At 73.4% G+C, this 22,685-nt stretch carries 19 protein-coding genes; 8 read left to right on the top strand and 11 right to left on the bottom strand.

What is annotated here, in order from left to right; genetic code table 11:
* Positions 1-150 precede the first annotated feature (150 nt).
* Both ACWEN6_RS29500 and ACWEN6_RS29495 read left to right on the top strand, forming a co-directional pair.
* On the top strand, positions 151-753 hold the full coding sequence (locus ACWEN6_RS29500) for a hypothetical protein (protein ID WP_452574744.1): 603 nt from the start codon (positions 151-153) through the stop codon (positions 751-753).
* 27 nt (positions 754-780) lie between these two features.
* Positions 781-1,899 carry a 5-methyltetrahydropteroyltriglutamate--homocysteine S-methyltransferase gene (locus ACWEN6_RS29495; RefSeq protein WP_354846615.1) on the top strand — a complete coding sequence of 373 codons (1,119 nt, stop codon included), beginning with the start codon at positions 781-783 and terminating at the stop codon, positions 1,897-1,899.
* A 146-nt stretch (positions 1,900-2,045) separates the two neighbouring features.
* Here ACWEN6_RS29495 and ACWEN6_RS29490 read toward each other — a convergent pair whose 3' ends face one another.
* The 6 genes from ACWEN6_RS29490 to ACWEN6_RS29465 form a co-directional block, all read right to left on the bottom strand.
* Entirely contained in the window at positions 2,046-2,852 is an 807-nt protein-coding gene (locus ACWEN6_RS29490; protein WP_354920721.1) for an SDR family NAD(P)-dependent oxidoreductase, read from the bottom strand.
* A 208-nt stretch (positions 2,853-3,060) separates the two neighbouring features.
* Positions 3,061-4,368: an AAA family ATPase gene (locus tag ACWEN6_RS29485; RefSeq protein ID WP_354846609.1), complete on the bottom strand. Its 1,308-nt coding sequence runs from the start codon at positions 4,366-4,368 to the stop codon at positions 3,061-3,063.
* Positions 4,365-5,837 carry a serine/threonine-protein kinase gene (locus tag ACWEN6_RS29480; protein WP_380831443.1) on the bottom strand — a complete coding sequence of 491 codons (1,473 nt, stop codon included), beginning with the start codon at positions 5,835-5,837 and terminating at the stop codon, positions 4,365-4,367. Before ACWEN6_RS29480 ends, ACWEN6_RS29485 begins: the two co-directional genes overlap by 4 nt.
* Before the next feature lie 48 nt (positions 5,838-5,885).
* Positions 5,886-6,995, bottom strand: a complete 1,110-nt coding sequence (locus ACWEN6_RS29475) for a hypothetical protein (protein WP_452574742.1) — start codon at positions 6,993-6,995, stop codon at positions 5,886-5,888.
* Between the two features lie 17 nt (positions 6,996-7,012).
* Positions 7,013-7,858, bottom strand: coding sequence for a hypothetical protein (locus ACWEN6_RS29470; protein ID WP_354920715.1), 846 nt, complete (start codon positions 7,856-7,858; stop codon positions 7,013-7,015).
* Between the two features lie 284 nt (positions 7,859-8,142).
* Complete coding sequence (locus ACWEN6_RS29465; RefSeq protein ID WP_452574740.1) at positions 8,143-9,945, bottom strand: serine/threonine-protein kinase; 1,803 nt, start codon at positions 9,943-9,945, stop codon at positions 8,143-8,145.
* Positions 9,946-10,120: 175 nt separating this feature from the next.
* Between ACWEN6_RS29465 and ACWEN6_RS29460 the strand changes: the two genes are divergently transcribed.
* The gene (locus ACWEN6_RS29460; protein WP_452574738.1) at positions 10,121-10,801 is read left to right on the top strand and encodes a TetR family transcriptional regulator; all 681 of its coding nucleotides are present in this window, start codon (positions 10,121-10,123) and stop codon (positions 10,799-10,801) included.
* A 39-nt stretch (positions 10,802-10,840) separates the two neighbouring features.
* Here the strand turns inward: ACWEN6_RS29460 and ACWEN6_RS29455 are convergent, their stop codons facing one another.
* The 4 genes from ACWEN6_RS29455 to ACWEN6_RS29440 all read right to left on the bottom strand — a co-directional run bounded on the left by ACWEN6_RS29455 (position 10,841) and on the right by ACWEN6_RS29440 (position 15,660).
* Positions 10,841-11,617 carry a hypothetical protein gene (locus tag ACWEN6_RS29455; RefSeq protein ID WP_452574736.1) on the bottom strand — a complete coding sequence of 259 codons (777 nt, stop codon included), beginning with the start codon at positions 11,615-11,617 and terminating at the stop codon, positions 10,841-10,843.
* Between the two features lie 378 nt (positions 11,618-11,995).
* Positions 11,996-13,603 carry a monocarboxylate uptake permease MctP gene (gene mctP / locus ACWEN6_RS29450; RefSeq protein ID WP_452574735.1) on the bottom strand — a complete coding sequence of 536 codons (1,608 nt, stop codon included), beginning with the start codon at positions 13,601-13,603 and terminating at the stop codon, positions 11,996-11,998.
* On the bottom strand, positions 13,600-13,830 hold the full coding sequence (locus tag ACWEN6_RS29445; protein ID WP_354846590.1) for a DUF3311 domain-containing protein: 231 nt from the start codon (positions 13,828-13,830) through the stop codon (positions 13,600-13,602). Before ACWEN6_RS29445 ends, mctP begins: the two co-directional genes overlap by 4 nt.
* 234 nt (positions 13,831-14,064) lie before the next feature.
* Positions 14,065-15,660 carry a CocE/NonD family hydrolase gene (locus ACWEN6_RS29440; protein WP_354846587.1) on the bottom strand — a complete coding sequence of 532 codons (1,596 nt, stop codon included), beginning with the start codon at positions 15,658-15,660 and terminating at the stop codon, positions 14,065-14,067.
* A 326-nt stretch (positions 15,661-15,986) separates the two neighbouring features.
* Here ACWEN6_RS29440 and ACWEN6_RS29435 point away from each other — a divergent pair, with 326 nt between their 5' ends.
* The 5 genes from ACWEN6_RS29435 to thyX all read left to right on the top strand — a co-directional run bounded on the left by ACWEN6_RS29435 (position 15,987) and on the right by thyX (position 22,173).
* Positions 15,987-18,119: an anthranilate synthase component I gene (locus ACWEN6_RS29435; protein ID WP_452574733.1), complete on the top strand. Its 2,133-nt coding sequence runs from the start codon at positions 15,987-15,989 to the stop codon at positions 18,117-18,119.
* A gap of 203 nt (positions 18,120-18,322) precedes the next feature.
* Positions 18,323-19,618, top strand: a complete 1,296-nt coding sequence (locus tag ACWEN6_RS29430; protein ID WP_452574731.1) for an amidohydrolase family protein — start codon at positions 18,323-18,325, stop codon at positions 19,616-19,618.
* Between the two features lie 76 nt (positions 19,619-19,694).
* Complete coding sequence (locus ACWEN6_RS29425; protein ID WP_354920693.1) at positions 19,695-20,642, top strand: ATP-binding cassette domain-containing protein; 948 nt, start codon at positions 19,695-19,697, stop codon at positions 20,640-20,642.
* On the top strand, positions 20,639-21,391 hold the full coding sequence (locus tag ACWEN6_RS29420) for an ABC transporter permease (protein ID WP_354920690.1): 753 nt from the start codon (positions 20,639-20,641) through the stop codon (positions 21,389-21,391). The genes ACWEN6_RS29425 and ACWEN6_RS29420 overlap by 4 nt, the downstream gene beginning before the upstream one ends.
* A 71-nt stretch (positions 21,392-21,462) precedes the next feature.
* A complete protein-coding gene (gene thyX / locus ACWEN6_RS29415) occupies positions 21,463-22,173 on the top strand; it encodes an FAD-dependent thymidylate synthase (protein WP_354920687.1) in 711 nt (236 codons plus the stop codon).
* Between the two features lie 105 nt (positions 22,174-22,278).
* Here the strand turns inward: thyX and ACWEN6_RS29410 are convergent, their stop codons facing one another.
* On the bottom strand, positions 22,279-22,584 hold the full coding sequence (locus ACWEN6_RS29410; protein WP_354846572.1) for a ubiquitin family protein: 306 nt from the start codon (positions 22,582-22,584) through the stop codon (positions 22,279-22,281).
* Between the last annotated feature and the right edge of the window lie 101 nt (positions 22,585-22,685).

Here is a 22,685-nt window from a genome sequence, read left to right as displayed (position 1 = left end):
TCACGGCCGCCGGGGTCACCGTGCCCGGCGGTGTGCGCGATCGCTCCGCGCACACGGGAGAATCGATACGTCCACCTGCGTGATGAAACGTGTGACCATGTCCGTCCCGGGCACGGTGTCCACCGCGGCGGCACAAAAGGAGGAACGGCGATGATGGCGCTCATCGGAGCGGTCTACACGCTGCTGGTCGTCCTGGCGCTGATGGGACTCGCTCTGGTGCTGATCGCCGTGATGGGGCTGATCTCGCTGGCGCTGCTGGCCTCGACCACCAGCCCCGAGCCCGAACTCGGCGCCGACGGCCGCCCGGTCCCCCGCACCCCGGCCGCCGCCCCCGAGCCGTCCGAGACCTCCGAGCCGTCCAAGGCTCCCCGGCCCTCCGAGATCCCTGCGCCCTCCGAGGCTCCCACGCCGTCCGACGCCGCTCCCAGGCCGTCGAAGGTCTCTGAGCCGTCCAAGGCTCCCCGGCCCTCCGGGACTCCTGAGCCGTCCGAGGCTCCGAGGCCGTCCGAGGCTCCTGAGCCGCCCGCCCGCGGTCCGGTGCCCGGCGTCCCCGGGCGCGGCGCCGGGGGAGGGGGGACGACGCCGGACGCCGGAGCAGGCAAGACGGTGGGGGAGGGCGGGCAGCGGCTGTCGTGGCCGTTCGGGATGCCCCGGCCGGGATGGGTGCCGCACGGAGTGGCCTACGCGCGCGACGCATGGCTTTATCCGCTCCGTCGCTACGGCGAAACCGCTCAAAAGCTGATAGGACGGTAGTCGCGCTAGATCATCTGGAGGATCGCCATGCGGACAAGACCCCCATTCCGCGCCGACCATGTCGGCAGCCTGCTCCGTCCCGCCGCCCTGCTGGAGGCGCGCGAGGCCTTCGCCGCCGGCGCCATCCCCGCCGAGCGGCTCAGGGAGGTCGAGGACGAGGCGATCCGCGAGGTGGTGCGGGCCCAGGAGGAGGTGGGCCTGCGCTCGGCGACCGACGGCGAGTTCCGCCGGGCGTCCTGGCACATGGACTTCATCTACCGGCTCGGCGGCATCGGCCAGGCCGCCGACGAGCGCATCAACGTGCAGTTCCGCAACGAGCAGGGGGTCATCGAGTTCGCCCCCGCCGCGCTGCGCGTCCACGACCGGGTGCGCCTGGACGAGACGATCTTCGGCGACGACTTCGCGTTCCTGCGCGAGCAGGCGACCACGGCCACCCCCAAGCTGACCATCCCCTCGCCCAACATGGTCCACTACCGCGGCGGGCGCGCCTCCGTCGACCCGGCGGTGTACGGCGACATGGAGGCGTTCTGGAGCGACCTCAGCGCCGCCTACGCCGAGGAGGTCCGCCGGCTGGCCGCGCTCGGCTGCACCTACCTGCAGTTCGACGACACCAGCCTCGCCTACCTCAACGACCCCTCGCAGCGCGCCGAGATCGCCGAGCGCGGGGACGACGCCGAGCACCTGCACCTGCGGTACATCAAGCAGATCAACGACGCCCTCGCCGGCAAGCCCGAAGGGCTGTCGGTCACCACGCACATGTGCCGCGGCAACTTCCGCTCCTCGTGGGTGGCCTCGGGCGGCTACGACTTCGTGGCCGAAGCCCTGTTCGGCGAGCTGGCCGTGGACGGCTTCTTCCTGGAGTTCGACGACGAGCGCTCGGGCGGGTTCGAGCCGCTGCGGTTCGTGCCCAAGGGCAAGGCGGTGGTCCTCGGCCTGGTCACCACCAAGCGCGGCGCGCTTGAGTCCAAGGACGACCTGAAGCGGCGGGTCGAGGAGGCGGCCAAGTACATCGACGCCGACCAGCTCTGCCTGTCGCCGCAGTGCGGGTTCTCCTCGACGGTGGAGGGCAACTCCCTGACCCGGGAGGAGCAGTTCGCCAAGCTCCGCTTGATCGTCGAGACCGCCGAGGAGATCTGGGGCTCCTGACCGCCCCGGCGGCCGCGAACGGCCGGCGCCCGCGACGGACGCCGGCCGCGTCTCCCCGCCGCCTGGCCCGCCGCGTGTGCCCGCCGCGTGTGTCGGCCGCGTGTGTCGGCCGCCCGCGTCGGCCGCCCGCCGGGACGGCGGGGAGGTCACAGCTCCTTGAGGAAGCCGCCGTCCACCGCGAAGTCGGCGCCGGTGGTGCTCGCCGAGCGCGGGGAGGCCAGCAGCGCCACCATGTCGGCGACCTCCCGCGGCTCGACGAGCCGGCCGGTGACCAGCTTCATCATCTGCGGCGCGACGGTGTCCATCACGGTGTCGCGGTCGGTGCCGGCCTGCGCGGCGATGATGTCGGCCGCGCCGCCCTCCTCGGTCCACCAGGCGGTGCGCACCGGCCCGGGGGAGACGGTGTTCACCCGGACGCCCCGCGGGCCGTACTCCTCCGACAACGCCTTGGTCAGCGTGTTGAGCCCCGCCTTGGCCGCGTTGTAGTCCACGTTCATCGGCGCCGGCTGGCGGGCGCCGCCGGAGGAGACGGTGACGATCGCGCCGCCGCCCCGGGCGACCAGATGCGGGATCGCCGCCCGGATGGCCCTGACCGCCGCGAACAGGTTGAACTCGAACATCTCCCGCCAGTCGGCGTCGGTCGGCCCCTCGAAGGAGAAGCGCGGCAGGCGGGCGCCGGGGGGCGGGCCGCCGGCGTTGTTGACCAGGATGTCCAGGCCGCCGAACCGCTCGACGGCATGGGCGACCACCTGCGCGGGGGCGCCGGGGTCCATCAGGTCGGCCGCGACGTGCGCGAGGCGGGGCCCGGCCAGCTCCTCCAGCTCCGGGCCGCTCTTGCGGGAGGTGGCAACGACGCGCGCCCCCTCCTCCAGCAGGACGCGGACGACCGCCAGGCCGATCCCCTTGGAGGCGCCGGTGACGACGGCGACCTTGCCGGAAAGCTGCAGATCCACGATGAGATTCCCTTCGTCGGTGTGACGCCCACGAAGGTAGTTCGAACGCCCGTGCGAGGACCGGCGGCGATCGGCCCTGTCATGCGAGCGGCTTCCGGACCTCGCGTTCGCGCCGGCGGCGGGCACCAGCGCGCCGCCCGCCCACGCAGGTCCGCCCGCCCACGCAGGTCCGCCCGCCCACGCGGGTCCGTCCGCTCACGCAGGTCCGTCAGCGGAGCGGGGCCGCCTCCACCCGGTGCTTCGACAGGTGGGCGAGCACGGCCTGGTTGGCCTCCCAGCCGTCGGGGAACTTCACCGGCACGTTGAGCTGCACCGTCTCGGCGGAGGGATGGGCGTCCAGCAGTTCGGGGATGCCCGCGCGGGCCACGACGACGCACGCGTGCCGGTGCCGCGAGGTCAGCACGCACAGCCGCCCGGACTCCAGATGGAAGGCGGTGGCGTCCCTGCGTCCCGACAACGGGTGCAGGATGATCGTGACGTCGTACTCGCGGCCCTGCAGCCGGTTGGCGGTGTCCACGGTGACGCCCTCGGGCAGGCCCGCCGCCTGGATCGCCGCCACCTGGTCGCGGTGCGCGGCGCCGACGGCGACCCGGTCGGCGGTCACCGGCCGCTCGCCGCGCTCGGAGAAGGCGACCGGCGCGCGTTGCAGCAGCCGGGTGGCCAGCACGGCCACCGCCTGGACGGCCTCGGCGTCAGTGCGCACCGTGTGCCGGCTCGGCAGCTCGTACAGCGCCCACCCCGACCGCGCCGCCTCCTCCAGAGCGTGGTCGTAGGCGGTGCGCATGCCGTCGGCGGTGTACGCCAGCCGCCGTTCGCCGGGCGCGGTGCCCGCCCGGAATCCCGTGAACGGGTAGAACGCCTCCGACACCACCGGCGCCGCCGAGGCGGGCAGCCGCCAGGACACCGGCAGCCGGTGCACCGGCAGGTCCGGGTTGTGCCGCAGCAGCACCGCCACCGCGCTCTGCAACGGGTCCCAGGACAGCCCGGCCCAGCGCTCGCCGTCCACGACCGAGAACGGGTCGAGCTGGCCGGGGTCGCCGACGAACAGCGCCCGCTCGAACAGCCCGGCGACGCGCAGCAGCTTGTCCGAGCGCATCTGGTAGGCCTCGTCCACGATCGCCCACGGCCAGGTGCGCCCGCCCGCCCAGGCCCACTTGTCCGCCGTGGCGACCACGACGGCCGGGTCGCCGAGGTCGGGCAGTTTGGTGCCGATGGCCGCCTTGCCCTCGACGCGCCGCGGCACGGCGTAGTCGGCGGCGGACAATCTGCCGACGGACAGGCCCGGGTGCTCCTCGGCCAGCCGGACGATCAGGTCGTCCACCTGCTCGTTGGTCTGCGCGACGATCATCAGGGGGTCGCCGGTGGCGGCCAGGTGGCCCGCCGCGCGCACCACCAGGGTGGACTTGCCGGCACCGGGCGGGGAGTCGACGACCACGCCGCGGTGCCGGGGCAGGTCGGCCAGGACCGCGTCCACGACCTGCGCGGCCTCCTGCGCGGGCGGCTTCGCCGTGCTCATGACCATTCCTCGTCGGGTTCCTCATCGGAGGGCGGCTCGTACTCGGGCGGGGGACCGCCGTGCGTCCACGGGGTCTCCTCGGGCGGGGGCAGGGCGGCGGGCGGCTGGAAGTCGTCCAGGAGGGCGGCATAGCACACCCGCTCGCCGGCGCCGGGCACCGCGCCGGGCGTCGCGGCCATACCCCGCCCCATTCCCTTGACGATCTTCAGCGTGACGTGCTCGCCGTCGATCGCGACCAGCTCGGCCTGCTGGCCGCGCCGCTCGGGCGTGCCGAGCCGAGTGCCGGGGGCCAGGCGCACCGGGTCGGTGGTGCGCACGGTGACCAGCGGCCGGAGCTTGCGCCCCCGCCCCTCGCCCTCGGTGCGCTCAGGGTCGGCGTGGGCGACCGTGCCGGTGAAGGCCTCGCCGGTCAGCCGGTACCCCGCCATGACCAGCGGGTCGTCGTAGGCGCGCTGGGCGTCGTAAGAGGCCTGGGCCCGCTCCATGCGGGCCAGCCGCGAGGCGGCGCCGACGGCCCCGTCGCGTCTGGGCTGCGGCGGGGCGCCCTCGGCGAGCTGGGCGGCGAAGGAGGTGAACGCCGCCCGGTCGGCCTCCCAGCGGCCCGCGCAGCCCGGCCCCGCGGGCAGCGCCGCGAGCAGGCCGACGGCCCGCCACATCAGCCGCCAGGTCGGCTCGAGCTGGGAGCGCACCGCCTCGCGCACCCGGGCCTCGGCGTGCTCGGTGCGGGTCTCCTCGTAGGCGCGGATGGCCGGGGCGAGCACCTCGGCGTCGAAGCCGGGGTCGCTGGCGGGGCCCGCGGGCGGCCAGATCAGCGGGTCCTCCGCCTGCCTGGCGGCGGCCGCGCCGGTCATGCCGGGCGGCGGGTCGATCCAGCCGATCAGCGAGGCGAGGTTGGCGTCCTCCAAGGCGCTCTGCCCGGTCGCCCAGTGCAGCGACAGCGCCTCGGTGGCCGCCGGCATCAGCGACGAGCCGGGGTGGCGGCCGCGCTGGGCCAGGAAGGTGAGCCACCGTCCGAGCAGCGGCACCGACGCGTGGACGGCGTAGGGCCCCTCGGCGCGGCGGAAGCGGGTCGAGCGGCCGAGCAACTGCACGAACGCCGCCGCGCCCCGGTTGGGGACGATGAGCTGCGGGGCGTCGACGCACCGCTCGTAGGGCTCGGCGCCGCGCCGCTCCACCGTCTCGGTGTCCTTCTGCAGGCTCTCGATGTAGGGGAGCAGGAGTTCGGCCAGCTCGGCGGCGAAGGCGAATCGCAGGTCGCGGTCGCGGGGCTGCGGCACCACCAGCAGCCGCGGGTGGGCGGGGTCGGTGCCGGCCATCGCGGCCAGCGGCGCCGCCGCCTCGCCCGCCAGCCGCAGTGGGATGAGCACCATGGGACGCTCGGACAGGTGGACGTGGCGCACGGTGGCCAGCCGCTGCGCCGTCCCGTCGCGCAGCGCCCGCAGCCGTGCCAGGGCCGCCAGCGTGCTCACCGGGTCTCCGCCCGGCCGGTCACCGAGCCGCCCTTGGGAGCGGGATGCTCACGAGACCTCCGCGTAGATGCGGTCGGCCAGCCGGAGCAGGCGGGCGATCTCCTCCTGGCCCTCGCCCGGTGGGAGCGAGCCGTCGGCCAGGCCGAGCGCCTCCGGCACGGTGGCGACCCCGCCGAGCGCGTCGCGCACCTGCCGCCCGAGCAGGTCGGTGGACCCCTCGGCCGCGGCCTCGTCCCGGCAGAACAGGCACAGGTCGCAGGTGGACAGGCAGTCGGGCGCGTACCGGGCGCCGACGCCGCGCACCGCCTCGCGCAGCTCCGCCACCGGGCGGGTGGGCGCCCCGTCGGCGTCGCGCGCGAGGTCGAAGGTCAGCCCGGGCGGCAGCGCGTCCACGATGCTCCCGACGCGGGTCATGCGGGCGAGCTGGCGGCGCAGCACGGCGAGCTGGCGGCGGACGTCCACCAGCGTCGCGGCCGGCCGGTTGGCGAAGTTCTCCGGGCACACCAGGACGACCTCGTGCGACACCCGGCCGGGGTCGTGGCCGAGCTCTTGGAGCATGCTCCTCAGCGCCAGCACGTACACCGCGGCCTGGCGGGCGGCCGCCGCGACCTTGTCCGGCTCGGCCTGCCCGTCGACGACCGCGAAGGACTTGATCTCGATGATGTGGAACCGGCCGCCGAGCTGGAAGGCCACCACGTCCGGCTCAAGGTAGGCGCTCTGCCCGGCGATCTCCAGCCGCAGCAGCGGGTGGTCGTACAGGGTGCCGGCGTCGTCGCGGTCGCGCGCCGCCCGGTCGAGCAGGCCGCGGGTGTGGGAGTGGCGCAGGTGCGCGGAGGGGTTGCCGCCGACGTCGCCGAGGTCGGTGTAGGCGGCCTGCGCGATGGGCAGACCGAGCAGCTCGCGCAGCATCCTCAGCAGTTCGGCGCAGCCGCTCTCTTTGACCAGCGCCTCGAACGCGTTGCCCCGGGTGATGGCGAACGGCGACTGGCCGAAGGGCGCGGGGAAGCCGAGATGGGTCGCCGTCGCGTCCTTGTCGATGCCCGCGGCGTCCAGCACGGCGCGGCGCGCGCACCCGGGGTTGGCCGCCAGCGCGGCGATGGCCCGCGCGTCGTGGGGACGCGGCGGCACCGGGCCGCGCAGCCTGTCGAGTGGATCCACCTCACGCCTCTCTTTCCTCACGCCGTGGCCACCCGCAACGTCGCGCCTCCGAACAGCCGCTCGGCGTCGGCGAGCCGCTCGCGGGCCCGGCCGGCGATCTCGGCGCGCGCGGCGGCGTCCGCGGCGGCGTGCACCTCCAGCTCGGCGCGGGCGGCCCGGACGACGTCCGCCGGGTCGGGCCCGTCGAAGCCCTCCCCGAACGGGCCTGCGGGCGTCAGGACGTCCACCGGCGGCAGGCCCCGCGTACGCGGCCCGCCGCCGGCGCCGGGGATGTTGTGCGCCAGCCGCGCCAGCAGCCGACGGGCGCCCGGCGGGGCGTGCCCGCCGGCACCGGCGCTCCGCTCGACGTGCTCGGCCACCCGGATCGCCGTGGTCAGGAAGTCCACGCGCGGGCTCAGCGGGCCGATCACCCGCCGCTCGAGCGGCCAGGTACTGACCGCGAGCAGCCCCCGGGAGGCCGACAGCCGGTCGGTGAGCGCGGCGCACAGGTAGTAGGGGCGGGTGAACGGCGCGCCCCGGAATGAGCGCTCCTCGTCGCGGCGCAGGCTCGTGAGCTGGGAGCCGCGGAGCGAGCCGGCGCGCAGGGCGGTGTGCACGGCGACGACCACCCGGGCCGCGGCGGGCACGCCGAGCAGGGTGAGCGCCTGGTGGACCTGCTCGCGGATGGGCAGCAGCGAGCCGGGGGCCGGGTCGCCGCCGGGCGCCTCGTCGTCGGCCAGGGCCTGGTCCCAGGCCTGCTCGGCCCGGCGCAGCTCGGCGCGCAGCGATCTGGCCAGGACGTTCTCGCGGGCGCGCACGGCCCGCCTGATCTCGCGGCGCAGCGCGTCGATGCGCCGCTCGAGATCGTCCAGCCTTTCACTCACGCCCGGAGCGTACCAGTGGTTCCCTGGAGTTCCAGGGATTTCCCGCATTCACCCGCGACCGGCGTGGCATGAGCGGTCACCGGACTCGCGGTCGGCGAAGCGGTGATCGGGTTCGCACCCCGCGCCGCGATGGCGCTCCCGCCGGCCGCCGCCCGTGCCCGCGATGTCCCTGCCCGATGTGCCTGTCGCGGCCGGAGTCCGGCCGCGACAGGCATGGTGAGCCGAGTCCGTGCCCGGCGGCGGGCCACGCCGGGGAGTGCCGGGGGAGCGCGGCGGGCACGGGCTCAGCTCAGCGGGCGGAAGTAGGTGCCCGGACGCTCGTCGCCGAGGCGGGCGCCCACGCAGCGGTAGATCCGGACGCCCTCCTTGAACGCCTCGGGGCTGGGCGGGAGCGCCGAGACCATCCACTTGCCGGCGGCTATGTTCCTGGCCGCCCCGTACCTGGATCGCAGCAGCACCGGCAGCGAGCACAGCTTCCTCACCACCGGGTGCTTCTCCAGTTCCGACAGATCGGCGGTCACCCCGTCAGGTGGCAGCGGGGCGACGGCGAAGGTCTCCCACGTGTGCGCCTCCTCGCAGCCCCGGCGCTTGATCGACACGTCACCGGTGATCACTACCATGCCGCCCCAGCACTCCGCCTCGCGCCCGCAGGCCGCGTTCGCGCCCGGGACGGCCGCCGCCGCGCAGGAGACGGTGGTGGTCGCCACCCTCCCGAACGCGCCGCCCGCCGGCACGCCGGTCGAGGCGGGCGAAGCGGCCGCCGGAGTGCCGGCCGCGCCGCTCGGCCCTGACGGCGTCGTGGCGCCCGGGTCGCGGCCCTCCCAGATCATGATGGCCGTCCCGGCGGTGAGCAGCAGCGCGAACACGCCCGCCACCGCCAGGTACAGGCCCGTCTGCGCGTGCTGCTTCGGCGGAGGCATCGTCGCCAGCGCGTCACGTCCGCGCGCCACGGAAGCGTCTGCCCGGCCGCGTGGCCCGGACGCGTCGGCCCGTCCACGAGAGCCGGGCCCGTCAGGCCCGCCGCGCGGTCCGGTCGCCTCCATCCTCCTGCCGTCCGGACCGGTGGCCTGCGCGCGCGTCCCTGGCCCGGTCATCTCCGGCCTGCCGGAGGGGCCTGTCCCCCCATCCGGGACGCCGGGTACGGGCGGGCCCGGACGGGCGCCCGGACCGTACGAGTGGGACGGCCGTTCGCCCGGGGCCGAGTGGGGCAGGGAAGTGCCGTGTCCCGTAGGCGCCGCGCCACGGGAGCCGGTGGACGGCAGGAGCCGCGCGGGGAGCGCCGAAAGGGCGTCCCGCAGGGCCGCCGCCGAGGGGATGCGCAGCCGCGGGTCGGTCGCCATCCCGGCGCGGAGTACGGCGGTCAGCTCGGCCGGCACGCCGGGGATCTCCGGGATCGGCCGCCGGTGCATCGCCATGATCATCGCGAGGTTCACCACGCCACCCTCGGGGAAGCGCGGCGGCCTGCCGCTCAGCAGGGCGTACAGCGTGGCCGCCAGCGAGTACACATCCCCGGCCGGGCTCGGCGCGGCCAGCTCGAAGGCCTCCGGCGGCCCGAAGGCCGGGGTGAGCGACTCGCGCGTCACCGACATGTCGCCGTCGGCGTGCGCGGCGGCGGCCAGCCCGAAATCGGTCAGCGCCACCAGGCCGTACCCGTTGACCAGGATGTTGGCCGGCTTGACGTCGCGGTGCAGCACCCCGGCCGCGTGCGCGGCGGCCAGCGCGTCGCCGATGCGCACGCCGATGTCGCGCACCTCCGCCGGGCTCAGCGGACCCTCCGCGCGCAGCCGGTCGGCCAGCGACCCGCCCGGGCACAGCTCCAGCACCATGTACGGGCGCCCGTCGGTGAGCACCCCGGCGTCGTACACGTCGGCGACGTGCGGGTGGCCCGACAGGGCCCCGGCCGAGCTGACCTCGCGCATGAACCGGCGCCGGTCGCGCTCGGAGAGCAGCACCCGGTTGTCGACCTTGAGGGCCACCTCGCGGCGCACGGCCAGCTGCCGTGCGCGGTACACCACGCCGAAGCCGCCCTGCCCGAGGACCCCGACCACCTCGTAGCCCGGCACCTCCGGTGCTCCAGGCTCGGCCACCTTCCACCTCCAGCAAGGTCAGAGAGCGGCACACTATCGGAATGATCCATGCCATATCGGCCAGGTATCACGCTGTGGTACGCGACAGGGGACCGGGCGCGTCCGGCAGGACGCCCGCCGGACGGGTTCCCCCGGCAGCGGTACGTGACGGTGAAGTGGCCCTATGCTTTCCGGCATGGCGACCGTGGCGGGCAACGTCGGGCGAGATCCGGACCGGCGCCGGGCGCTGCTGGACGCCGCCGACCGGGTGATCCGTCGTGAAGGCCCGCACGCCTCGATGGCCGCGATCGCCGCTGAGGCGGGAATCACCAAGCCGATCCTCTACCGCCACTTCGGCGACAAGAGCGGCCTGTACCAGGCGCTGGCCGACCGCCACGTGCGCAGTGTCGTCAAGCTGCTGCGGCCGCGGTTCGCCAAGGCCGGCGCCGGCCTGCGCGTCCGCGCCCGGGCCACCATCGAGACCTACCTGGACATGATCTCGGCCAACCTCGACCTCTACCGGTTCCTGTTCCACCGCGCCGGCGCCGAGGACAGCCGCACCCACACCCACATGGCGGCCATCGTCCGCAACCTGGGCGAGGAGCTCGGCGCGGTCATCGCCGCCGACGGCACCGTCGCCGACCCGGTGCGCGCCCAGATCCTGGGCCACGCCTTCGTCGGCATGGTCCAGACCACCGGCGACTGGTGGCTCGAACACCCCCAGGTAGACCGCTCCCAGGTCGTCGACACCCTCACCACCGCCGTCCTCGCCACACTGACCAGCACCTTCCGCGAGCCGTCCAGCGCAGGCACGGCGGCCGAGGACACGGACGACTCCGACTCCGCCGACCCGGCGACCACCGGCCGTTCCGGCTGAACACCCTTGGAACCACCCGGTCCGCCGGAATCCGGGCCTCTAGTTGGACGGGATCGCGTCCACTATCTCGATGGCCTTCAAGTCGGGCTGGTGGATCAGCCTCTTGCGGAGTTCCTCAGGAAAGCCGCTCACGACGAACCCGTAGAGGACGCCCTCTCTCGCGCGCGAGCGGAGCTCGCCAAGGTCCAGCCCGAATCGCCGCAAGACGGATTGATCACCTGGCTTGAGAAGCGAGACCCACTGCCGGAACTTCGGCACCAGCGTCCCGGGGGCACCGAATCCGCATGAGTCGAATCCTCTGACCGCGCAGGATGAAGAATCCCAGGAGATGGGCTTTCCTCCGTGTTCTCCGGGGGACAGCAGAACCACGTCGAACCCGTCCGGCCAGTACCGGGCCGCGGCCTCCTCCGTCATCGGTTCCCGCAGCTTCACGACGGCACTGACGACCGTCCGGGGCCCTATGCCCTTGAGCTGGGATTCGACGAGGTCCAGATCGCCAGGATCCGTGTTGTCCACGGCGAGCGCCTCGAGCGCCCCCGTCATCCGCCACGGCCGCAACGGGGGCATGGTCACGCTGCCGAGATATCCGAACTTCAGCCGGTAGTCCCACATGGCGCGGAACGAGGCGCCCTCCGGCCATGGGGATCGCTGCTCGAGCGCTACCGAGATGGACACGCCCGTCATGTTCGTCTCGACCACCTCGGGCTCGAGAGTCTCGAACGGCACGCGGTAATCGGGATTGGCGACGGCCAACGCGTTCACGACCACCAGCCGAGACCGGCCGGGGTCGACCGAGAACAACCAGGTGGTGCCCATGGGAGTGCACCCGACAGCGCAGATGGTGACGCCGGCGACCACGACTGCCAGCAGTGAGGCTTTTCTCGACCGTGAACGCGCCACCATCCGTACAGCCCTCCACGATGACCATCGACAATGGGCGGAGGAGAACGGACCGCTCCCCGCCACCACATCGACCCTGGGAACCGATCAGTCCAGGGGATGCTTCCGCCCCTTCTGGCTGGAGCCGCGCGAGCACCCTACCGGGCGGACAAGGGGCGAGCCGGCCAAGGAACTCGGCCGTCACGGGTCCGCCCGAAGGACGCGACGCCACCCATGAGCACCACGCTCGGGTCGTGGTCGCGGACATGCCCGGCCTCTGTGGGGGGCCGGGCATGCGGTCGCGGAGACTGGGGGTCAGTGGGAGCCGGTGAGTTCCACCTCGTGGACGCGGGGGTCGCCTTCGTCGGCGTAGTACTCCGACGGCTTGGTGGCGTCGGGGCCGTCGGCCAGGTTGGCGGCGCGGGCGATCAGGGTGCCGGCGACCGCGACGAGGACGTTGACCAGCAGGGCGAGGAAGCCCGCGTAGACCGTCATCTTGGTGTCCAGACCGAGGTTCGCCAGCGGGTAGGCCGAGCCGCCGAAGTGGGCGTGCTTGGTCGCCGGGTTGGGGATGCTGTAGAGCATCAGCATTCCGGCGGCCATGCCCGCCACCCAGCCGGCGATCAGGCCGCCCCGGTGGAACCACCGGGTGTACAGGCCGAGCGCCACCGACGGCAGGGTCTGCAGGATGATCACGCCGCCGATGAGCTGCAGGTCGATGGAGAACTGCGGGTCGATCAGCAGGATGACGAGCACCGCGCCGACCTTGACCACCAGCGAGGCGATCTTGCTGACCGCCGCCTCCTGGGCGTCGGTGGCGTCCCGCTTGATGTACTCCTTGTAGATGTTGCGGGTGAACAGGTTCGCCGCGGCGATCGACATGATGGCGGCGGGGACGAGAGCGCCGATGCCGATGGCGGCGTAGGTCACGCCGGCGAACCAGTCGGGGAACATCTTGTCGAACAGCTGCGGCACGATCGTGTTGACGTCGGCCTTGCCGTTGGCCGTGATCGGCTTGATCCCCGCCGCGATGGCCATGTAGCCGAGCAGGGCGATCAGGCCGAGCAGCAGGCTGTAGGCCGGCAGCGCGGACATGTTCCGCTTGATCACGCCGCGGTTGCGCGCCGCCAGGACGCCCGTGACGCTGTGCGGGTACAGGAACAGCGCCATGGCCGACCCGAGCGCCAGCGTGACGTACTGCAGCTGGTTGTTGGGGTTCAGCAGGGTGCCGTCGCCGGGCGCCGGGGTGGCGGCGAACTTCGCCTGGGCCGCGTCGAAGATCGAGCCCCAGCCGCCGAGCCGGGTGGGGATGTAGAAGACGGCCACCAGGATCACCAGGTAGATCAGCGAGTCCTTGACGAACGCGATGAGCGCGGGCGCGCGCAGTCCCGACTGGTAGGTGTAGGCGGCCAGGATCGCGAAGGCGATGATCAACGGCAGGTCGCCGGTGACGCCCATCGTCTTCAGCACCGCCTCGATGCCCACCAGTTGCAGCGCGATGTAGGGCATCGTCGCCACCAGGCCGGTGATCGCGATCAGCAGCGCCAGGGTGGGGGAGCCGAAGCGGGCGCGCACGAAGTCGGCCGGGGTCACCATGCCGTGCACGTGCGCGACCGACCACAGCCGGACCAGGAGCAGGAACACCAGGGGGTAGGTCACGATCGTGTACGGCAGGGCGAAGAAGCCGGTGGCCCCGGCGCCGAACAGCAGCGCGGGGACGGCCACGAACGTGTAGGCGGTGTACAGGTCGCCGCCCACCAGGAACCAGGTGACCCACGAGCCGAACTTGCGGCCGCCCAGCCCCCACTCGTCCAGGCTCGCCAGGTTGTCCGGCCGCCGCCAGCGGGCCGCGACGAACCCCATGCCGCTCACGACCAGGAACAGGACGGCGAAGACGACGATCTCGGTGACGTGGCCGCTCATCGCCTGTCCCTCCTCTTGCCCGTCTGGTACACGATGGTCGTGGCGGAGACGCCGAGGATGATGAAGGCGAGCTGCAGCCAGTAGAACAGCGGGAACCCGAACAGGCGCGGCTCGTCCGCGTTGTACAAAGCGGGGATCAGCGGTATCACGATGGGCACGAGAAGCAGCCAGTTCCACGGGCTGCGATCGCCGCGGACCGGGCGCTGATCGCTAGGTGGCGTGGTCAACGCACTCTCCTAGGGAGAAGAGAGACGTGACTAGCCTGATGGGGCTAGTCATTCGGTTGACCGGTAAGCGTAATTACGCCGGGCGGTCGCGCGGATCACGAATCGCCGAACGGACTTGTTGGCGCGCCGAGTGGTGACAACCTGTCAGGCGGTCCGGTCGGCGGTGGTTCGAGGCCGGTGACGGAAAGCCGGGTTGTGACCGATATCCCGGCTTCCGGCCCAGGTATACCGGTCTCAGGGCGGCAGGTGGGGGAGGACGATCGCCGACGGGTGCGCGGGATCGTGGAAGACCTCCTGGTCGGCCGGGACCGCCCGGTGCCCGGTGCCCAGCGGCTCGCCGGTGCCGAGGTTGCGGGCCAACCGCGGGTAGGCGCCGCTGGCGATCTGCACCCGCACACGGTGCCCCCGCTTGAAGCGGTGCGCGATCGGCCAGAGCTCGACCTCGACCCGGCGCACGCCCTCGTCGTCGGTGGCGGGCGTGCCGGGCACCAGGCGGCGTACACCCTCGCAGACGTTCAGCGAGGTGCCGTCCGGATGGACGTCGCACACGCGGACCACGAGGTCGGTGTGCTCGGTGCTGGAGCGCAGGTACACCTCCGCCGTCACCGGGCCGATCAGGTCGGTGTCCTCGCCGAGCGCCTCGCCGGTGTAGGCCAGCACGTCCGAGCGCGCCTCCAGGCGCCGGTTGTCCCGGGGCGCGGAGTTGCCGAGCAGCGTCGGCCCGCCGACGACGGGAGTGGGGCGGGCGGGGTTGTAGCGGTAGCGGTCGGGGCCGGACTGCGCCGGGTTGGCCGGCGCCAGCGCCCGTCCCGGCTGCAGGTGCCAGCGCACCTGTCGCATGCCGGGCACCGGCCAGTCGCGGTAGTCGCGCCACTCGCCCGCGCCGGTGACGAACACCCGCACCGGGCTGGCGCGCAGACCGGTGGTGTCGCCGAGCAGGTGGGCGCGGAACCACGCCAGCGCGTCGAGGTTGGCGATGCGCCCGTGCCGCACGTCGGCGTGGTGCCAGGGCCCGATCGTCAGGTACGGCTGGCGCCCGGCGGCGCGCATGGCGGCGTAGTCCTTCAGCTGCCAGGGCAGGAAGACGTCGTACCAGCCTCCGGTCATCGTCACCGCCGCGTCGACCTCGCCCACCGTGGCCGAGAAGTCGCGCTTCTTCCAGAACGGGACCGAGGGGTCGGCGTGGTGGGTGAGCACCTCCTGGAAGAACGGCAGCGAACGCCCGGCGGCGAGCCTGTCCAGCTCGCCGAGCGGCCGGCCCGACAGGACGGCGCGCTGGGTGCGGCGCGGGGCGAAGAACACCGCGGCGCCGGCGAGCGGGCCGTTCATCATCGCGGTCAGCGTGCTCCAGCTCAGCGTGGCCTCCAGCGCGAACGAGCCCCCCACGTAGGCGGCGTCGCGGAACTGGGAGGCGGTCACCTGGGTGGCCATCGCCTTCAGGTCGGGGCCCGCGTACGGGGCGATGGCCCACTGGGCGTGCCCGAGGTAGCTCGGCCCGTGCATCGCGAAGCTGCCGCCGTACCAGGGCTGGGCGCGCATCCACTCGACTGTGGCCAGGCCGTCGTCCTGCTCGTCCAGCGGGGACGCCTCACCGCCGGACCCGAACCCGCCCCGGCAGCTCTGCAGGATCACCTGGAACCCCTGGCGCGCGAACGCCCGGCCGTAGGCGTAGCCGAACAGGCCGCGCCGGCCGTAGGGGGAGCGGATGAGGATGGTCGGCGGGGCGCTCACGCCGATCGGGATGTAGCGGTCGGCCAGCAGCAGGACACCGTCGGGCATGGGGACCCGCAGGTCCTTGTGGACGACCACCCGGTACGGATTCCTGCCCATGCGCGCTCCTCGATGTAAGGGAGACCTACCCCGATAGATGTAAGCAGCGCTTTACTCCCTGGTAACATGCTAGTGCTATGGGCCGGGACTCGCTGTGACGCAGGTCACCCGCCCGCGCGAACGGGCGGCGCGCCCATGCCGCCGACAACTGGCGGTGCGCCCCCGCGTGCCGCTAGCATTCAGCCATGCGAACCATTTCACCTGCTCGGTGGTGGCGCCGCTCATAGGCGGCGCGATTTTTCGCATTCTTTACCCACGGCCGCCCCGGGAGGCGGCCGATTTCATGCCCGCCCGGGGCCTATTGACAATGAGAAGGGCGAGGCAAGGTGGACACGAGCGGATATACCACCGCGGGCGGCATCGAGGTCGAGGTCACGACCGCGGACGTGCCCGAGTCCGTGCTGGAGGAGGTCGTCTCCTCCCTGGGCGAGCGTCGCGGCGGCGTGCTGTCCTCGGGCATGGAATACCCCGGCCGGTACAGCCGGTGGCACCTCGCCTACGTCGACCCGGTGCTGGAGATCGTCGCCCGCGGCCGCCGCATCTCGGCCCGGGCCCTCAACGAGCGCGGGCGCGTCGTGCTGCCCGCCGTGACCTCCTGCCTGCTGGCGGCGGGCAAGACCACCACCGAGCCGACCCTGGACCACGTCGAGGTGGAGGTCGCCGAGTCCGAGGACATCCTGCCCGAGGAGATGCGCAGCCGCCGCCCCACCGTGTTCACCGCGGTCCGCGAGGTGATCGCCGCCTTCGCCGGCGACGACGAGCACCTCGGGCTGTACGGGGCCTTCGGCTACGACCTCGCCTTCCAGTTCGAGCCCATCAGGCAGGCGCTCGAGCGCGCCCACGACCAGCGCGACCTGGTCCTGCACCTGCCCGACCGCGTCATGGTCATCGACCGCAAGCGCGAGACCAGCCGGGAGTACCTCTACGAGTTCACCGTCGACGGCGTCTCCACCCGCGGCCTGCGGCGCACCGGCGAGACGCTGCCGCTGCCGTCCGCCCCCGCGGCCCTGCCCCCGAACCCCGCACCCGGCGAGTACGCCGCCGTCGTCGAGGCCGCCAAGCAGAAGTTCCGGCGCGGCGACCTGTTCGAGGTGGTCCCCGGCCAGGTCTTCCACGCCCCCTGCGCCGACCCGGCCGCCTTCTACCGGGGCCTGCGCCTCATCAACCCCGCCCCCTACGAGTTCCTGTTCAACCTCGGCGAGGGCGAGCACCTGGTCGGCGCCTCCCCCGAGATGTACGTCCGCGTCCAGGGCGACCGGGTGGAGACCTGCCCGATCTCCGGGACGATCGCCCGCGGCAGCAACCCCGTCGAGGACGCCGAGGCGATCCGCACCCTGCTCAGCTCGGTGAAGGAGGAGTCCGAGCTGACCATGTGCACCGACGTCGACCGCAACGACAAGTCCCGCATCTGCGTCCCCGGCACCGTCCAGGTGATCGGCCGCCGCCAGATCGAGATGTACTCCCGGCTCATCCACACCGTCGACCACATCGAGGGCCGCCTGCGCCCCGAGTTCGACGCCCTGGACGCCTTCCTCACCCACATGTGGGCCGTCACCGTCACCGGCGCGCCCAAGACCTGGGCCATGCAGTTCATCGAGGACCACGAGGCCACCGCGCGGCGCTGGTACGGCGGCGCCGTCGGCTACCTCGGCTTCGACGGGTCGATGAACACCGGCCTCACCCTGCGCACCGCCCAGATCCGCGACGGCGTGGCCACGGTGCGCGCGGGCGCGACGCTGCTGTTCGACTCCGACCCGGCCGCCGAGGAGCGCGAGACCGAGCTCAAGGCCAGCGCCCTGCTCGGGGCCCTCGCCGCCGTCGGCGCGCCCCGGGCCGCCCCGCCCCGCGCCCGCGAGCGCGAGCGGGCGGGCCAGGGCATGAAGGTCCTGCTGGTCGACCACGAGGACTCCTTCGTCAACACCCTCGCCGACTACTTCCGCCAGCAGGGCGCCGACGTGATCACCCTGCGGCATGGCTTCCCCCTGGCCATGCTGGAGGAGATCGCGCCCGACATGGTGGTGCTCTCGCCCGGCCCCGGCTGGCCGTCCGACTTCGGCTGCACGGACCTGGTGGAGGCCCTGTACGCCCGCGACCTGCCCGTCTTCGGGGTGTGCCTGGGCCTGCAGGCCATGGTCGAGCAGGCCGGCGGCAGCCTGTCGCTGCTGCCGGAGCCCGAGCACGGCAAGCGCGGCCGCGTCGCCCGCGTGGGCGACAGCGCCCTGCTCGAAGGCCTGCCGCCCGAGTTCGTCGCCGCCCGTTACCACTCCCTGCACGCCAAGCAGCCGGGGGTCACGGGGTTCACGGTGACCGCGCTCACGCCCGACGGGGCCGTCATGGCCGTCGAGGACACCCTCAACCGCCGCTTCGGGGTCCAGTTCCACCCCGAGTCGATCCTCACCGCCGAGGGCGGCGCCGGGGCCCGCATCATCGCCAACGTGCTGAGGCTCTGCCGGCGGTGACCCCGCCGGAGCCGCGGCCCGCGCCGCCGGGTCGCGGCTGTGCCGGAGTTGGGTAAAGGGCGGGACGAACCTGGAGCCGGTGGCCGGCCCCGGCCGTAGAGTCCACAGGCGGCGCGGGCCGGGCGGCTGGGCGGGAAGCCGTCCGGCCCGCCCGGCGCATTCCGGCGGCGCCGCGGGGACCGACGAGCGGGGCGAGGTGGCCGATGGACCAGAACGACACCCTGCCGGTCCTCCCACCTCTTCCCCTCCCCGTACCGGCGGCGCGTCCGGCCCCCGCGCCGGCGGCGTCTCCGGTCCCTGTTCCGGCGGCGGGCGGCCGGCCGGCGTCTTGGGAGCCCGGCACGCCGGCCGCCGGGGTGCCGGACGCCGTGCGGGACGCGCTGCTCGCCCCGCTGGTGGACCACCACTGCCACGGCGTGCGCCGCGACGACCTCACGCGGGCCCGGTTCGAGCTGCTGATCACCGAGGCGGCCACCCCGGCGCCCCCCGGCACCACCCACTTCGACACCCCGGTCGGTACGGCCATCCGCCGCTGGTGCGCCCCCGTCCTGGACTTGGAACCGCACGTCCCGGCGGCCGTCTACCTCGCCCGCCGGGCCGAGCTCGGCGCCCGGGAGGCCAACACCCGCCTGCTGCGCGCCGCCGGGGTCGTGGCCTTCCTCGTGGACCCCGGCCACGGCGGCGGCGACCTGCTGTCGGTGGCCGAGATGGGACGCCTCGGCGGAGCGGCCGCCGACGAGATCGTCCGCCTGGAGCGCGTCGAGCAGGACGTCGCCCGCGAGGGCCTCACCTGCGTCGGCTACCTCGAAGCCCTAGAGGACCGCCTCGCCGCGCGCGCCGCGCGGGCGGTCGGGCTGAAGACGGTCCTCGCCCACCGCTGCGGCCTGGACTTCGCGCCCTCACGCCCGAGCCGCGGCGCCGTCATCGCCGCCGCGGCCCGCCGCCTGGCCGGTCCCGGCGGCCCGCTCACCGACCCCGACCTGCTGCGCCACCTGCTCTGGACGGCGGTGGACATCGCCCGCGAACGGGGGCTGCCCCTCCAGGTGCACACCGGCTACGGCGGCCCCCCGAGCAGCCTGGGCATCGGCCCGCACCGCTCGGACCCGGCGCTGATGACCGGCTTCCTCCGCGCGCTGCGGCCGACCGGCGTCCCGGTCATCCTGCTGCGCTGCTACCCCTACCACCGGCAGGCCGCCTACCTGGCCAGCGTGTACCCCCATCTGTACGTGGACGTCGGCCTCGCCCCGACCTCCACGGCATCGGGGTCGGCGGCGATCATTGGAGAGCTGCTGGAGCTGGTGCCCTACCACAAGCTCATGTTCAGCTCCGACTGCCGCGGCGTCGCCGAGATGTGCCACCTCGGCGCCCTGTACTTCCGTCGCGGCCTGGCCCTAGCGCTCGCCGCGCGCCTGCGCGAGGGGGAGTGGAGCGCCGCCGACGCCGCCCGCGTGGCCCACATGATCGGGTCGGGCAACGCCCGCCGGGTGTACCGGCTGTAGGCGTTCCATATCGTTGTGGCGTATATCCGGCCGAACCGCTATGCGCGTCGATCAACTCGCCCGATAATCGGGCCTGATGTCCGCGATAGAGATCCGCAGCCTGTCCAAGTCGTTCGGAGCGGTCCGCGCCGTCGACGACGTCTCCTTCACCGTGGAGCAGGGCACCGTCACCGGATTCCTCGGCCCGAACGGCGCCGGCAAGACCACCACGCTGCGCTGCCTGCTCGGCCTGGTCACCCCCGACTCCGGCGAGGCCCTCATCGGCGGCCGCCGCTACGCCGACCTGGCCGCGCCGCTCACCGAGGTCGGCGCGGTGCTGGAGGCGACCAACTTCCACCCCGGACGCACCGCCCGCGACCATCTCAGGGTGCTGTGCACGGCCGCCGGGCTGCCGCCGGCACGCGCCGGCGAGGCACTGGACCAGGTGGGTCTCGCCGACGCGGCCGGCAAGCGCGTGGGCGGGTTCTCCCTCGGCATGCGCCAGCGCCTCGCCCTGGCCACCGCCCTGCTGGGCGCCCCCAGGATCCTCATCCTCGACGAGCCGGCCAACGGCCTGGACCCGGCCGGCATCCAGTGGCTGCGCGGCTTCCTGAGGTTCCTCGCCGACGACCGGGGATGCGCGGTGCTGGTCTCCAGCCACGTCCTGGCCGAGGTCGAGCAGACGGTCGACGACATCGTCATCATCGCCCGCGGCCGCATGATCAGACAGGGCGCGCTGTCGGAGCTCACCTCCGGCGACCACGGCGTCAGAGTGGCTGCGGCGGAGGCCGAACGGCTGCGCCCCCGCCTGGAGGAGGCCGGCGCCACGGTGGAGTCCCCCGAGAGCGGCGTGCTGCTGGTCCGCGGCGTGCCCCCCGAGGTGGTCGGCCGGGCGGCGCTGGAGGAGGCGGTCGTGCTGTCGGAGCTGGTCGGCCAGCGCTCGGACCTCGAACAGGTCTTCCTCGACCTCACCGGCGACCCCGCCCCTCCGCCCGGCGGGGACGCGCTCCCCGTCCAGACCGAGACCCCTGGGGGAACGTCATGACGAGGCTGGTCAGGGCCGAGCTGCAGAAGGTCTTCACCACCCGCATGGTCTGGGGCATGCTCGCCCTGTCGCTGGGCTTCACCGCGATCGGCGTGGTCGTGCTGAGCGTCTTCTCCGGACAGCAGGGCACCCCTCCCATCACCGAGCCGCGAGGGGCGCTCAACCTGTTCAGCCAGGCGGGCGTCGGCCTGGTGTTCTCCTTCGTGATCGGCACACTGCTCATCACGGGCGAGTACCGCTTCCAGACGATCACCCACACCTTCCTGGTGACCCCGCGCCGCGCGCGCGTGGTCGCCGCCAAGCTGCTGGCCTGCGCGGTGGTGGGCGTGATGTTCGGCCTGGCGGGCATCGTGCTGACCTTCGCGGCCGGCGTCCCGGCGATCCTGATCAAGGGCGGCGCGCTCTCGCTGATCGGCGGCGACGTGGCGCGCCTGTGCGCCGGAGTGGTCGCGGCCATGGCCCTGTACACCATCCTCGGCCTGGCCCTGGGCTCGCTGCTGCGCAACCAGGTCGCCGCCATCGTCGTCGGCGTCGGCTGGGTGTACGTACTGGAGAACCTGCTGGTGGCGCTGCTGCCGAGCGTCGGCAAGTGGCTGCCCGGCGGCGCCGCGCAGGCCGTCTACGGGGTGGCGGCGCCGCTGGGCGGCCATTACCTGCCGGCCTGGGGCGGCGCCGCTCTGCTGCTGGGCTACGCCCTGGCCTTCGCGGCCGTCGCCTCGGTCACCACCCTGCGCCGCGACATCACCTGACCGGCCTCACCTGCGCTTTCCCCTGCACTACGATGTGGGCGGCCACGAATACGGGGGAGAGGCGGGGCCCGGTGCGATTTCTCGGCGAGGTGACGGTGGAGCTCGTCAGGCACAGCGCCGCCGACTCCGACGTGGTGTGGGCGGCCCGGGTGTCCACGGCGGGCGAGCAGTCCCTCGAGACGGTCGGCCAGGACGCCGAGCGCTCACGCGGCCTGATCAACTACCTCATGCGCGACCGCCACGGCAGCCCCTTCGAGCACAACTCGATGACCTTCTTCGTCCACGCGCCCATCATGGTCTTCCGCGAATTCCACCGCCACAGGGCCGGCTGGTCATATAACGAGGAAAGTGGGAGATATAGGGAGCTTGCGCCAGATTTCTATATTCCTGGACGGGAGAGGAAGTTGGTGCAAGAGGGGAAGCCGGGGCGCTATCAGTTCGTCGAAGGGGACGACGACCAGCACAAGCTGGTGGCCGAGGCCATGGAGCGGTCCTATCGCGCCGCCTACGCCGCCTACCGCGAGATGCTGGAGGCCGGCGTCGCGCGGGAGGTCGCCCGGGCCGTCCTGCCCGTCGGGCTCTACTCCTCGATGTACGCCACCTGCAACGCCCGGTCGCTGATGCATTTCCTGTCCCTGCGCACCAAGGACGAGCGTGCGAGCGTGCCGTCGTTCCCGCAGCGCGAGATCGAGATGGTGGCCGAGAAGATGGAGGCCTTCTGGGCGGGGCTGATGCCGCTGACGCACGCCGCGTTCAACGCCGCCGGCCGCGTGGCCCCCTGAGCCGCCGGCCCGCGTGGCGCTCTTAGCCGCCTGCCACGAGATTCCGTGGGCCGCCGGCCGCGTGGACCCTCGGCCGCCGGGCCGCGCGCGCCTTCGCGGCCGCGGTCATAAGGCGGGCAGGACGTAGACCTCGGCTCCCGGGGGTAAGGCGCACGACAGGCCGCCGAGGCGGCGGGCGTTCTCGCCGCAGACGAACATGCTGATGTGGCGGCGGATGCCGCCGTACTCGTCGCACAGCCGCCGTTCGAGCTTGGGGTGGGTGCGGCGCAGGGTGGTGAGCGCCGCGCCGAGCGTCGGCCGTTCCTCGCCGGAGCCGGCGACCGCGAAGACGCGCACCTCGCTCGCTCCGCCGCCCCAGTGCCACAGCGTGCTCGGCAGCACGAATGTCACGAGCGTGACCGGTCGGGCCATGGGAGTCAGGGTGCCGCCGGGACGATGAGGAGGGCCGTGGAGCCGGGGGGACAGGACCGCCGGGTGACGGCGGCGAGCAGCGTGCGCCGCATGATCGCCCC

It is taken from the genome of Sphaerisporangium sp. NPDC004334 (genome assembly GCF_053602655.1).
The sequence above is the reverse complement of the archived record's forward strand: the minus strand, read 5'-3'. Positions and strand labels throughout refer to the sequence as shown.